Source organism: Streptomyces sp. NPDC053665 (assembly GCF_055585285.1).
On sequence record NZ_JBVJKK010000003.1, the window covers coordinates 724,490 to 737,354 of the forward strand.

The following is a 12,865-nucleotide window of genomic DNA, read 5'->3' on the forward strand; positions in this document are numbered from 1 at the left end:
TGGACCGCTTGCGGTAGGGGACGGGCCGGGCTCCTTGTGAGGAGCCCGGCCCGTCCGTGTGTCTAGGCGGGAACGCGCTGCCGCGCCGGCGCCCAGCAGCGGATGATGTCGCGGACCGAGACGATGCCGGCGGGTTCGCCGCCGTCCAGCACGATCAGGTGCCGGAATCCGCCGTGGGTCATGGCGCCCGCCGCCTCCTCCAGGGTCCAGGCAGGAGCGGCGAACACGACGTCGGTGGTGGTGTGGGCGTGGGCGTGTTCCGTGTCCGGGTCCTGGCCCAGGCCCACGGAGTTGAGGATGTCGCGTTCGGTGAGGATGCCGATGCCGCCGGCGTCCGGGTCGTGGACGACGGCCGCGCCGACCCGGCGTGCCGACATCAGCGCGGCGGCCTGACGCAGGGTGTGGGTCGGTCCGATGGTGAGGACAACGGTGCTCATGGCGTCACGGACGAGCATGAAAGGAGCCACCTCCTGGGAGTGTCCCACAGCTTGTTCATGATTTCACAAGTTCACAAGCCGGGGGGCTCTCAGAGTGGCAGGCAAAGGGACGGTCAAACAAGAGGGCGCTCGTAACAACAGGGCGCTCAGTAGCGCTGGTTGAGATACCCCAGCAGTTCGTCGTGGAGCAGGCCGTTCGACGCGGCCGCGTTGCCGCTGTGCGGGCCCGGGCGGGAGTCCAGCCCGGTGAAGGTGCCCCCGGCCTCCGTGACGATGATCGCCGTCGCGGCCATGTCCCACAGGGACAGCTCCGGTTCGGCGCACATGTCGACCGCGCCCTCCGCGACCATCATGTACGGCCAGAAGTCGCCGTACGCCCGCGTGCGCCAGACCGCGCGGGTCAGGTCGAGGAAACCGTCGAGACGGCCCTGCTCCTCCCAGCCGCTGAGCGAGGAGTACGCGAACGACGCGTCGGAGAGCTGCGCAACGCGCGAGACCTGCAGCCGGGACGCCTTGGTGAGGCTGCGGCCGGTGAACGCGCCGTGGCCCTTCGCCGCCCACCAGCGGCGTCCCAGAGCCGGGGCGGAGACCACACCCACGACGGGCTGGAACCCGCCCTCGCCGGCTTCCATCAGGGAGATGAGCGTGGCCCACACGGGCACGCCCCGCACGTAGTTCTTCGTGCCGTCGATCGGGTCGATCACCCAGCGGCGCGGGCCGGTTCCCTCGACTCCGTACTCCTCGCCGAGGATCGCGTCCCTGGGCCGGGCGCGCTGGAGCTGGCCGCGGATGAGCTCCTCCGCGGCCTTGTCCGCCTCACTGACCGGGGTCATGTCCGGTTTCGTCTCGACCTTGAGGTCGAGGGCCTTGAAACGGTCCGTCGTCGCGGCGTCGGCGGCGTCGGCGAGGACGTGTGCGAGACGCAGGTCGTCGAGGTAGTCGGGCATGCGACGAACCTATCGGCCGAGGTGGGGGTGGGGCCACCGGGGGATCGTGAGGGTGGGGGAGCGGTCGTGTGACGCGCCTGCGGTGCCCGGCGGGCGCGGTGGACCGGTGCCACGAGCTGTGGTTCCCGCCGGGTTGCGGCCGGTGGTGCACGGCCGCGGCTGCGCCGGGCGAACGCCCCGCGTGCAGCGGCCGGAACGCGCCCTCGCGCGCCTTCGAGAACCCTTGACAGTGGTCGCGTGCGCGTCAAACCTGGGCGCAGAGCCGCTCGCCCCAAGGGGAGGCGAAGATGCCTGCAGCGCGGGAATCTCTACTGGACGCCGCCTACACGGCGCTGGCGCGCCGGCCCTGGTCCACCGTGCGCATGGTGGACGTGGCCGCGGCGGCGGGAGTGTCCCGGCAGACGCTGTACAACGAGTTCGGCAGCAAGGACGGCCTGGCCCGGGCCCTGGTGCGCAGGGAGGCCGACGGATACCTGGCGGGCGTCGACCGGGCGCTCGCCGCGCACACCGACCCCCGGGAGCGCATCACCGCCACCGCCGAGTGGACGGCCGCGGCCGCCCGTGACAACGCCCTGGTCCGCGCCATGCTCACCGGCTGCTGGAGCGAACGCCTGCCCTCGCCGGTCCTGACCGCCGTACCGTCCGGCTCCGCCGTGCCGGCCCAACGGCGTGCCGACGGCCCCCTGCCCTCACCGGCGGACTTCGTCGCCCTGGTCCGCGACCGGGCCGTCACGGCCCTGGCCCCTCCGGGCACGCCCCGCTCCGAGACCGGGGAGCTGGCCCGCACCTGCGAACTCGCCCTCCGGCTCGCCCTGTCCTGCGTGGCCGCGCCACCTGCCGACGGCGGCGTCGCCGACCTCGTCCGCGGCGCCCTGCACCGGCAACCCGGCTGACCCCGCGGCGGCCGCCCCGCTCACGGTAGTTGACGTCCCGTCAGTGCGCCGACCCCGACAACTGGAGCCCGATCACCCCGATGATGACGAAACTGATCGACACGATCTTCAGCGTCGACACCAGGTCGCCCAGGAAGACCATGCCGTAGATCGCGGTGCCCGCCGCGCCGATGCCGGTCCACACCGCGTACGCGGGGCCCACGTCGAGCCTCTTCAACGCCAGCGTCAGCAAGCCGAAACTGCCGAGGGCGAAGGTGCAGAACGCGATCGTCGGCCAGAGCCGGGTGAACCCGTGGGAGAGCTTCAGGCACACGGCGAAGCCGGTCTCCAGCAGCCCTGCCACGATGACCAGCAGCCACGCCATGAGGTGTCCTCCCGTTTCCCACGTCCGGTGACCGCTACGTCCGGGTCCGTCGAGTTTGGTCAGGCTTGCATCCGGCTCGGTGCGATTATGCACTTGCCGTCCGCGGGCCAGGACAAACAACGCGGAGGTCAGTCCCCTTCGGTTCGCTCCCGGGTGGCCAGCAGCCGCCGCAGCGAGTACAGCCGGGCCGGATCGGCGTGCCCCTCGGCCACCCAGGCGTCCAGCGCGCAGTCCGGTTCGTCGTGGCTGCACGCGCGCGGACAGCCCTCGGTGCCCGGCTCCAGGTCGGGGAAGGCGTGGATGACCCGGGACGGGTCGACGTGGTTGAGCCCGAAGGACCGCACTCCGGGGGTGTCGATCACCCAGCCGTCGCCGCCGGACAGCGGCAGCGCCAGCGCCGACGTGGTGGTGTGCCGGCCGCGTCCCGTCACCGCGTTCACGTGCCCGGTCGACCGGCGTCGCTCCTCCGGCACCAGCGCGTTGACCAACGTCGTCTTGCCGACCCCGGAGTGGCCGACGAAAGCGGTGATCCTGCCGTCGAGTTGCTCGCGCACCCGGGCCACGGCCACCCCGCTGTCCAGCTCCGCGCGGCTGGTGACCACGTAGGGGATGTCGAGGTCGCCGTACAGCTCCAGCAGCTTCTCGGGCGGGGCGAGGTCGGACTTGGTGAGGACCAGCAGCGGTTCGAGGCCGCCGTCGTAGGCCGCGACCAGGCAGCGGTCGATGAGCCGGGGGCGGGGCTCGGGGTCGGCCAGGGCGGTGACGACCGCCAGCTGGTCGGCGTTGGCCACGACCACCCGCTCGAACGGATCGTCGTCGTCGGCCGTGCGGCGCAGGACCGAGGTGCGCTCCGCGATGCGCACGATCCGCGCGAGCGTGTCCTTCTTCCCGGACAGGTCGCCCACCAGGGCCACCCGGTCTCCCACGACCGCGGCCTTGCGGCCCAGTTCGCGTGCCTTCATCGCCAGGACCACGCGGTCCTCGACCAGGCACGTCAGGCGCCCCCGGTCGACGGTCAGCACCAGGCCCTCGGCGGCGTCCTCGTGCTTGGGGCGGATGTTCGTCCGGGGCCGGGTGTTGCGGCGGCCCGGGCGCGTGCGGATGTCGTCCTCGTCGGTGTGCTTGCCGTAGCGGCGCATGACCTGTTCCCCGCGTCCTACGCCCCGAGCATCCCGGTCCACAGGCCGGGGAAGTCCGGCAGGGTCTTCGCCGTCGTGGCCACGTTCTCGATCTGCACGCCCTCGACCGCGAGGCCGATGATCGCGCCGGCCGTGGCCATGCGGTGGTCGTCGTAGGTGTGGAAGATGCCGCCGTGCAGCCGGCGCGGGCGGATGTGCAGGCCGTCGGCCGTCTCGGTGACGTCACCGCCGAGTTCGTTGATCTCCTTGGTGAGCGCGGCCAGCCGGTCCGTCTCGTGCAGGCGCAGGTGGGCCACGCCGCGCAGGGTCGACGGGGAGTCGGCGAGGGCGGCGACGGCCGCGATGCCCGGGGTCAGCTCCCCGACCTCGCCCAGGTCCACGTCGATGCCGTGGATGGCTCCGGAGCCGGTGAACACCAGCCCGTACTCGGTCAGTTCGCAGGAGCCGCCCATCTCGGTGAAGATCTCGCGCAGCTTGTCACCGGGCTGGGTGGTGCGGGCCGGCCAGTCCGGGACGACGACCTTGCCGCCGGTGACCAGGGCCGCCGCCAGGAACGGCTGGGCGTTGGACAGGTCCGGCTCGATCACCAGGTCGCGGCCGAGCAGGGCGCCCGGCGTCACCCGCCAGACGTTCGGCTCACCGCCGGACTCGGGCGTGTCGACCTGGGCGCCGACCGCGCGCAGCATGTCGACGGTCATGCGGATGTGCGGCAGGGAGGGCAGCGTGTCGCCCGTGTGGCGGACCTCGACGCCCTGGTTGAAGCGCGGCCCGGACAGCAGCAGGGCGCTGACGAACTGCGACGAGGAGGACGCGTCGATCGACACCGGGCCGCCGTCCAGGGCGCCGCCGCCGTGCACCGTCATCGGCAGGGCGCCCCGGCCGTCGTCGTCGATCCGGGCACCCAGCGCGCGCAGGGCGTCGATCACACCGTGCAGGGGGCGCTCGTAGGAGCGGGGGTCGCCGTCGAAGCGGACGGGGCCGTCGGCCAGCGCGGCGACCGGCGGCAGGAACCGCATCACCGTGCCGGCGTTGCCGACGTCCACCGTGGCCGGGCCGCGCAGACCCGTCGGCAGCACGCGCCAGGCCTCGCCCGTGCCGTCGGGGCCCACGCCCTCCTCGATCTCGACGCCCAGCGCGCGCAGTGCGCCGGCCATCAGCAGCGTGTCGCGGGAGCGCAGCGGGCGGCGCAGCCAGCCCGGCTCGGAGGCGAGGGCCGCCAGGACCAGGGCACGGTTGGTGACGGACTTGGACCCCGGCACGTGGACCGTCGCGTCGACGGCTCCGCTCGCGTGCGGGGCGGGCCAGAGGGCGGCTTCTGCGGTGTTCGGGGCCATGCCCTCACTTTATCGGCAGGCCGTGCCACGGACGCCGCGCCGTCGGGCCGACAGCGCCCGCACGGCGGAGCGGGGCGGCACCTAAGACCCGCCTCCGTGAGGCCGGTCGGCATCTCGGGCTCCGCCCTGCGGAGCGGGACGGCACCTCGGACGGCCCCCGCACCCCGGTCGGCACGCGGACCCGCCCCCGCACCCCGCTCGGCACGCGGGCCCGCCCCCGCGCCCCCGTCGGCACGTGAACCGGGCCGACGTGCGCCCGGGGTGTGTCACAGACCGAGCAGCCAGCGGCCGCCGCCGAGCAGTGAGCACAGCGACACCGCGTGGAACAGGAAGAACCACATCCCCGCCGGTACGTGCGTCAGCCGGGACAGCTGGTCCGCGTCGGAGTCCCCGGCCCCGCCCCGCGACCGCTTGGCCTGGAGTTCGAAGGCCGGCCGCACCCCGCCGACCAGCAGGAACCACACCACCGCGTACGCGAACGCCGCCTGCACCTGCGGTCCGGCCAGCCACGACACCACCACGAACAGCCCGCCGGTGACGAGCATGGTCAGGGCGCCGTAGGCGTTGCGGATCATCACGAGCATCGCGAGCAGCAGGGCCGTCGCCAGCCACAGCAGGAGCGTGATGCGGCCGGCGCCCAGCAGGGCGGCGCCGCCGAGACCCAGCAGGGGCGGGGCCGTGTAACCGGCGGCGGCCGTGAGGATCATGCCGATGCCGTGCGGCTTGCCCCGGCTGACCGTCAGGCCGCTGGTGTCCGAGTGCAGCCGGATGCCGGTCAGCGTACGGCCGGTGAGCAGGGCCACGAGCCCGTGACCGCCCTCGTGGGCGATGGTGATGGCGTTGCGGGCGACGCGCCACAGGCCGTGCGGGACGACCACGGCGAGCGCCGCGGCCAGGGTCGCGATCACCACCCACAGGTCGGGTTCGGGCTGGGTGCCGGCGACCTCGTCCCAGAGGGAGGCGAGCGAGGCGGATGCTATGTGGTCCATGTCGGCGGGGGGCTCCTCCGGGTCGCGCGGGTCTGGCAGTGTGGCACGTCTGCGCGGACGGTACCCAAAGACGCCCTGGAGGCGGCGACCGTTCCGGCCTCTGCGACCCTGGGACCCGTCCGGGCCGGCGCCGGCCCGGACGGGTTCTGGCGTGTGCGCAGGTCGGAGGGGCAGGACACATGTGCGGGCGGTATGCGGCCAGCCGCAGTGCGGAGGATCTCGTGGCGATCTTCGGGATCGAGAAGTGGGAGCCCGAGGAGAGCCCCGGGCCCGACTACAACGTGGCGCCCACCAAGGAGGTCCACGTCGTCCTGGACCGCCCCCTGAAGGACACGGACGACCCGCGGCCGGTGCGGCAGCTGCGCCGGCTGAAGTGGGGGCTGGTCCCGTCCTGGGCGAAGACCCCCGAGGGCGGCGCCCGGATGATCAACGCGCGTGCGGAGACCGTGCACGAGAAGCCCTCCTACCGCCGCGCCTTCACCTCCCGGCGCTGCATCGTGCCCGCCGACGGCTACTACGAGTGGGTCACCGGCACCGAGGAGCGCGAACTGGAGGTCGAGGGACGCAGGAAGCGGCCCCGCAAGCAGCCCTACTTCGTGACCCCGGCGGACGGGTCCGTCTTCGCCATGGCCGGCCTCTACGAGTTCTGGCGGGACAGGACCCTGCCCGACGACCACCCGCTCGCCTGGTGGGTGACGTGCTCGGTGATCACCACGGAGGCCGAGACGAGCCCGCTCGCGGTGGCCCCCGAGCAGGGGCCGCGGGCGCTGGCCGACATCCACCCCCGGATGCCGCTGATGCTGACCGCGGACCGCTGGGACGCCTGGCTGGACCCCGCCCGTACCGACCCCGGCGCACTGCGCGAGCTGCTCGCGCCGCCGCCCGCCGGGCTGATGCGCGCCTACCCCGTCGCCACCGCCGTCAGCAACGTCCGCAACAACGGGCCGGAGCTGCTGAAGGAGCTGGACGGGCCCGAGGAGGGCACACTCTTCTGACGTGACGCAACGAAAGAAGGCGGCCGGAGGCCAGGCCACCGGGAGCGCCGAGACCGAGACCGTGGAGACCGAGGCCGGGACCGCGCGGATCACGTGGCACCGGGCCCCGCGGCCCCGGCTCGTGCTGGCCGTGAGCCACGGCGCCGGCGGCGGCATCGAGGCCCGCGACCTGACGGCCCTGGCCGCCGTCCTGCCCGGCCACGGCGTGACCGTCGCCCGGGTCGAGCAGCCCTGGCGGGTGGCGGGCAGGAAGCTGGCGCCCGCCCCCAGGACCCTCGACACCGGCTGGCGGGGGCTGTGGCCCGCGCTGACCGCACCCGGCCTGCCCGTCGTCGCGGGCGGCCGCAGCGCCGGGGCCCGGGTGGCCTGCCGCACCGCCGCCGAGCTGGGCGCGCACGCCGTGCTCGCGCTGAGCTTCCCCCTGCACCCGCCCGGCAAGCCGGACCGCTCCCGCGCCGGCGAACTGCTGGGCGCGGGCGTGCCCACCCTGGTGGTGCAGGGCGGCAACGACCCCTTCGGCAGGCCCGAGGAGTTCCCCGAAGGGCCGTACCGGCTCGTGGAGGTTCCGTACGGGGACCACGGGTTCGCCGTGCCCGGACGTGCGGAGATCTCGCAGGAGGAGGCCGTGGAGGTCGTCACCGACGCGGTCGCGGAGTGGACCGGGTCACTCGGGTAAAGCTTCGGGAATGCCGGGGCGGCGGTCGCTGTTGTGCGGTGCGTACGTGCTGGGGGACCAGCACCGACGCCGTAGGAGAGGGAGTCCGCCGCATGGGTTCGACCGTATGCCCGACCCGCAGCAGCCGCGCCGACCTGGACTGGACGGTGCTGCACGCGGCCAAGACCGCCCCTGTTCGGGCGGCGGGCGGACCGGATCGTCGTCTATCCTCCGATTCGGGTGGGACCGGCCTCGGTCTCACGAGAGCATTCGAGGAGGTGGGTCCGGTCACTGGGACCGACGCAGGGACCGACAACGGCCAGGCGGAGCAGCCCGAGGGCCAGGGCGGCACGAGCACGGAGACCGCGACCGAGCGCAGCGCGCGCTTCGAGCGGGACGCGCTCGAGTTCCTCGACCAGATGTACTCGGCCGCGCTGCGCATGACGCGCAACCCGGCCGACGCGGAGGACCTGGTGCAGGAGACGTACGCCAAGGCGTACGCGTCCTTCCACCAGTTCCGCGAGGGCACCAACCTCAAGGCGTGGCTGTACCGGATCCTCACCAACACCTTCATCAACTCGTACCGCAAGAAGCAGCGTGAACCGCAGCGTTCCGCGGCCGAGGAGATCGAGGACTGGCAGCTAGCCCGTGCCGAGTCGCACATGTCGACCGGTCTGCGCTCCGCCGAGTCGCAGGCCCTGGACCACCTGCCCGACTCGGACGTGAAGGAAGCACTCCAGGCGATCCCCGAGGAGTTCCGCATCGCCGTCTACCTGGCGGATGTCGAGGGCTTTGCCTACAAGGAGATCGCCGACATCATGGGGACACCCATCGGTACGGTGATGTCCCGCCTGCACCGGGGCCGCCGTCAGCTGCGCGGCATGCTGGAGGACTACGCCCGCGACCGCGGGATGGTCCCGGCCGGCGCCGGAGAGTCGAACGAAGCGAAAGGCTCGGGGTCATGAGCTGCGGAGAGCCGCACGAGACGGATTGCAGCGAAATCCTCGATCATCTCTACGAGTTCCTCGACCGTGAGATGCCGGACTCGGACTGCGTGAAGTTCGAGCACCACTTCGAGGAGTGCTCGCCCTGCCTCGAGAAGTACGGGCTCGAGCAGGCCGTCAAGAAGCTGGTCAAGCGGTGCTGCGGGCACGACGACGTCCCGGGCGACCTGCGCGACAAGGTCATGGGGCGGATCGAGCTGATCCGCTCCGGCCAGACGGTCCCCGAGCAGGACGTCACGGCCTCGCCCGCCACGCCGCGGGAGTCCTGACCGTCCCGGTCGCCCCCGGGCACGTCACCCGAACGTGCGAATGCGCGGGCCGTCCGCCCGCGAACCCCTCCCGCCGTCCTAGGCTCCGGGCCTGACGGACATGGCCGGGGAGGGGCTCATGACAGCGGTACCGGCACGGGTACGTGCGTACGTCGCCTGTGTCGTCGGCGCCGCCCTGCTCTGCCTGCTGCCCCTGCCGGGCGCGCGAGCGCCCTGGTGGGCGGCCCTGTTGCTCGCCCTGCTGTACGCGGGCTGCGAGCGCGCCGCCCGGTCCCGCCTCGCGGGGATCTCCCAGCCGGCCGGGACCTTCTACCCCGTGCTCCTCGCCGGTGCCTTCCTGCTGCCCGCGCCCGTCGCGGCCCTGGTGGCCGTGCCGGGCGCGCTGCTGTCCCACGTCGAGCACCGGCCCGTGGCGGTGCGGCGGATCTGGCGGGCCGCGCAACTGGTCGTCGGCGTGTGGGCCGCCGCCGAGGTGCACCGCCTCCTCGGCGGCCGGGACGCGGTCGCCGAGGGCGACGTCCCCTACGCCCTCGGCCCCGCGGGGGCGGCGGTGCTGGCCTTCTGCCTGGTGCTCGCGCTGCTCGACGGCGGGATCCTGGCCGTGGCCGAGCGGGTCCCGGTGCGGCGGGCCTGGCGGGGGCTGGTGGCCCGCTCGCTCGCCCCGATCGCCGTGCACGGCCTGGCCGGACTGATGATGGCCGTCCTGTGGCGCAGCCCCTACGGACCCGTCGCGGCGCTGCTGGTCCTGCTGCCGATGTGCGTCTCGTGGTGGGCCTTCGCGCAGTACCACCGCGAACGCGGCGCCCACCAGGCGACCATCCGGGCACTGGTGCAGGCCGTCGACATCAAGGACGGCTACACCCGCGGGCACAGCGAGCGCGTCGGGCACGCCTCCATGATGATCGCCCGCGAGCTGGGCATGGACGACGAGCGCGTCGAAGTGCTGCGCTTCGCCGGGATCCTGCACGACGTCGGCAAGCTCGGCGTGCCCACGCGGCTGCTCCGCAAGGACGGGCCGCTGACCCCCGAGGAACGGCGGGTGATCGAGCTCCACCCCGAGTACGGGCACGAGATGGTGCGCGGCATCGGCTTCCTCGGCGAGGCCCGCGCGGCGGTGCTGCACCACCACGAACGGCTGGACGGCAGCGGCTACCCCTACGGGCTGACGGGTCGGCAGATCCCGGAGTCCGCCCGGGTGGTGGCCGTCGCCGACGCCTTCGACGCCATGACCTCCACCCGCAGCTACAGCAGGGCCCGGCCGGTTCCGGTGGCCCTGGCGGAGCTGGAGCGGTGCGCCGGCAGCCAGTTCGACCCGGCGATGGTGACGGCCCTGGTCGAGGCCGTGGGACGCTCGGGGTGGCGCCCCGCGGTCACCGCCGGGGACGAGGAGGTCCACGACCGCACCGGGGCGACCCGCGTGCCCCGGCCGGGCGCCCCCGTCGCCGGCCGGCCCGGAGCGCACCGGTGAGCCCGCGGCGGCAGCCGCTGCTCCTCGCCCTCGTGCACACCTGCGCCGGCCTCCTCGCCGCCGGCTCCCTGGCCGTCACCCTCTACGACGGGCTGGAGGAACGGCGCGTCGCCCTGGCCTTCGGCGTCCTCGTCGCCGTCGGCGAACTCGCCCGGCGCAACGACGCACACGTCCGCGAACCGGCCCCGCTGGGCGCCGCCGGAGCCCTGTCCTACGCGCTGCTCGGCGAGGCCGGCGGGCACCCCACCCACCACGGCCTCGCCCAGGTCCTCGCCGTCGTGCTGGCCGCCTCGCTGCTCGGCAGCGTGCCGCACGTCGCGCGGGGCGAGGGCCCCACCCTCGACCACCTCTCCCGGCGCGTGCTCACCGTCGGGTTCGTCGCCGTCTGCTTCCAGCTTCCGTACAACCGGGGCACGTTCGAGGACTGGGGCGGTCCCGCGTACGCGCTGCTGCTGCTCGCGCTGCTGTCGCTGACCGCGCTGTGCGACGCGCTGCTCGCCGCCGCCCTGGCCCACCTGCGCACCGGCTGGCCCTTCGGACCGGTGCTGCGGGACGAGCTGCGGGCCGCGCACGGCATCGGCACCGCGGTCATCGCCACCGGGGCGGTGATGGCCCTGGCGGTGGCCGTCGTGGGGCTGTGGGCGCTGCCCGTGTTCTCCGTGCCGCTGCTGCTCGCCCAGATGTCCTTCCGGCGGTACGCGGCCGTCCGGGCGACCTACCGGCAGACCATCGCCTCCCTCGCCCGGGCCACCGAGGTCGCCGGCTGCACCCCCGCCGGGCACGCCCGCCGCGTCGCCGCGGTGAGCCAGGCCGTCGGCCGTGACCTGGGCCTCACCGAGCCCGAACTGGCCGTGCTGGAGTACGCGGCGCTCATGCACGACATCGGCCAGCTGAGTCTCGTCGACCCCGTGCCCGCCGGCGCCACCGCCGCGCTGCCCGCCGCCGAACAGCGGCGCATCGCGCTGCTCGGCGCGGCCGTCGTCCGGCAGACCGGCGTCGACGAGGCGGTCGCCGTGGTCGTGGAGCGGCAGGCCGACCCCTACCCGGACCAGCCGCTCGCGGCGCGAATCGTCCGGGCCGTGAACGCGTACGAGGAGAAGTCCCGGGAAGGAGGGCCCGGCGGGCCGCTGACGGCGCTGGAGGAACTCCGGCTCGCCACCGCCGGGACGTATGCGCCGGAGGTGGTGGAATCACTGGCCCGTGTACTGGCAAGGAGCAGTCTGACGCTGCCCGTGGCTGGGTAACCCATGGGTAATGAGCGCCCCCGAGGGCGTACGTGGTTGGATGCGAAGGAGAAGGTGTCCGGGGGCTCGAAACACAGCTACGGCCAGCCCACCGCACGGAACTGGCAGGCGGGAATCGTGAGGATCTTCGGCAAGGGACGGCACCGGCCCTCCGCCTCCTGGCGGCAGGCCACGGACCGGGCGTTCACACTGATCGGCGACGGCCGGTACGAGGACGCGGGCGCACTGCTGACACGTGCCGCCGATCTGGAGCCCTGGCTTTCCGAGTCCTGGTTCAACCTCGCGCTGCTGCACAAGTTCCGGCACGACTGGGAGCAGGCGCGGGCGGCGGGCCTCAGGGCGGTGGCCCTGCTGGACCGGGACGCGGGCGCGCCCGACTGGTGGAACGTCGGCATCGCCGCGACGGCCCTGCAGGACTGGCCGCTGGCCCGGCGCGCCTGGCAGGCGTACGGGCTGCGCACACCGGGTCCGGCCAACGACCCCGGTGAGCCCGTCGGCATGGACCTCGGCAGCGCCGCCGTACGGCTGTCCCCGGAGGGGGAGGCCGAGGTCGTGTGGGGGCGGCGGCTGGATCCCGCGCGGATCGAGGTGCTGTCCATCCCGCTGCCGTCGTCCGGGCGGCGCTGGGGCGAGGTCGTCCTGCACGACGGCGTGCCGCACGGGGAGCGCACCACGGCCGCCGGGCACACCTATCCGGTGTTCGACGAGATCGAGCTGTGGGCGCCGTCCCCCGTGCCGACCTGGGTGGTGCTGCTGGAGGCGGCGACCGAGTCGGACCGGGACGCGCTGGAGCAGCTCGCCGGTGACGCGGGGTTCGCCGCGGAGGACTGGTCCTCCTCGGTGCGGCTGCTGTGCCGGATGTGCTCGGAGTCGCGGATGCCGTCCGACGAGGGCGACGGCGAGCACCTGGATCCGCACGACCACAGCGAGCCGGGGCATCCCGGGCCGCTGGGGCACCGGACCGACGGGCAGCTGTGGGTTCCCGAGCGGGAGTGCGGGTTGGCCGCGCCGGCTTCGCTGGTCCGGGGGCTGCTGGACGGGTGGGTGGCCGACAGCCCGGATTCCCGGGACTGGCGGGATCTGGAAGAGGTGTGCTAGCGCCGTCGTCCGGTGCGGCTGCGTCCTGG

General features: G+C 73.8%; 14 protein-coding genes. 8 read left to right on the forward strand and 6 right to left on the reverse strand.

Translation table 11 applies throughout. The features are described 5' to 3' along the window. Positions 1-62: 62 nt before the first annotated feature. Both ACZ6ZN_RS16250 and hisN read right to left on the reverse strand, forming a co-directional pair. On the reverse strand, positions 63-455 hold the full coding sequence (locus tag ACZ6ZN_RS16250; protein ID WP_369193792.1) for a CBS domain-containing protein: 393 nt from the start codon (positions 453-455) through the stop codon (positions 63-65). Positions 456-583: 128 nt separating this feature from the next. Next, the gene (hisN, locus tag ACZ6ZN_RS16255; RefSeq protein WP_398106640.1) at positions 584-1,384 is read right to left on the reverse strand and encodes a histidinol-phosphatase; all 801 of its coding nucleotides are present in this window, start codon (positions 1,382-1,384) and stop codon (positions 584-586) included. A gap of 287 nt (positions 1,385-1,671) precedes the next feature. On the opposite strand from hisN, the gene ACZ6ZN_RS16260 reads away from it, so the two are divergent. Next, positions 1,672-2,277 (forward strand): TetR/AcrR family transcriptional regulator, encoded by a 606-nt coding sequence (locus ACZ6ZN_RS16260; RefSeq protein ID WP_451876125.1) that lies wholly within the window; start codon positions 1,672-1,674, stop codon positions 2,275-2,277. Between the two features lie 40 nt (positions 2,278-2,317). On the opposite strand, the gene ACZ6ZN_RS16265 is transcribed toward ACZ6ZN_RS16260, so the two are convergent. The 4 genes from ACZ6ZN_RS16265 to ACZ6ZN_RS16280 form a co-directional block, all read right to left on the reverse strand. Next, positions 2,318-2,641, reverse strand: coding sequence for a DMT family transporter (locus tag ACZ6ZN_RS16265; RefSeq protein ID WP_451876126.1), 324 nt, complete (start codon positions 2,639-2,641; stop codon positions 2,318-2,320). A gap of 128 nt (positions 2,642-2,769) precedes the next feature. Next, a complete protein-coding gene (gene rsgA / locus ACZ6ZN_RS16270) occupies positions 2,770-3,780 on the reverse strand; it encodes a ribosome small subunit-dependent GTPase A (protein ID WP_398106638.1) in 1,011 nt (336 codons plus the stop codon). A gap of 17 nt (positions 3,781-3,797) precedes the next feature. Then, positions 3,798-5,114 (reverse strand): 3-phosphoshikimate 1-carboxyvinyltransferase, encoded by a 1,317-nt coding sequence (gene aroA, locus ACZ6ZN_RS16275; protein ID WP_469646663.1) that lies wholly within the window; start codon positions 5,112-5,114, stop codon positions 3,798-3,800. Between the two features lie 266 nt (positions 5,115-5,380). Next, positions 5,381-6,103 (reverse strand): M50 family metallopeptidase, encoded by a 723-nt coding sequence (locus ACZ6ZN_RS16280; RefSeq protein ID WP_398106636.1) that lies wholly within the window; start codon positions 6,101-6,103, stop codon positions 5,381-5,383. Between the two features lie 179 nt (positions 6,104-6,282). Here ACZ6ZN_RS16280 and ACZ6ZN_RS16285 point away from each other — a divergent pair, with 179 nt between their 5' ends. The 7 genes from ACZ6ZN_RS16285 (at position 6,283) to ACZ6ZN_RS16315 (ending at position 12,836) form a co-directional block, all read left to right on the forward strand. Continuing rightward, a complete protein-coding gene (locus tag ACZ6ZN_RS16285) occupies positions 6,283-7,098 on the forward strand; it encodes an SOS response-associated peptidase (RefSeq protein ID WP_469646665.1) in 816 nt (271 codons plus the stop codon). A gap of 1 nt (position 7,099) precedes the next feature. Then, positions 7,100-7,774 carry an alpha/beta hydrolase family protein gene (locus tag ACZ6ZN_RS16290; RefSeq protein ID WP_469646667.1) on the forward strand — a complete coding sequence of 225 codons (675 nt, stop codon included), beginning with the start codon at positions 7,100-7,102 and terminating at the stop codon, positions 7,772-7,774. Positions 7,775-8,031: 257 nt separating this feature from the next. Continuing rightward, positions 8,032-8,718, forward strand: coding sequence for an RNA polymerase sigma factor SigR (gene sigR / locus ACZ6ZN_RS16295; RefSeq protein WP_333934068.1), 687 nt, complete (start codon positions 8,032-8,034; stop codon positions 8,716-8,718). Beyond that, entirely contained in the window at positions 8,715-9,026 is a 312-nt protein-coding gene (rsrA, locus tag ACZ6ZN_RS16300; RefSeq protein WP_352098347.1) for a mycothiol system anti-sigma-R factor, read from the forward strand. The genes sigR and rsrA overlap by 4 nt, the downstream gene beginning before the upstream one ends. Before the next feature lie 118 nt (positions 9,027-9,144). Then, positions 9,145-10,494 (forward strand): HD-GYP domain-containing protein, encoded by a 1,350-nt coding sequence (locus ACZ6ZN_RS16305; RefSeq protein WP_469646670.1) that lies wholly within the window; start codon positions 9,145-9,147, stop codon positions 10,492-10,494. Next, entirely contained in the window at positions 10,491-11,738 is a 1,248-nt protein-coding gene (locus tag ACZ6ZN_RS16310; protein ID WP_451876132.1) for an HD domain-containing protein, read from the forward strand. Before ACZ6ZN_RS16305 ends, ACZ6ZN_RS16310 begins: the two co-directional genes overlap by 4 nt. 117 nt (positions 11,739-11,855) lie before the next feature. Next, on the forward strand, positions 11,856-12,836 hold the full coding sequence (locus tag ACZ6ZN_RS16315; RefSeq protein WP_398106631.1) for a tetratricopeptide repeat protein: 981 nt from the start codon (positions 11,856-11,858) through the stop codon (positions 12,834-12,836). Positions 12,837-12,865 lie beyond the last annotated feature (29 nt).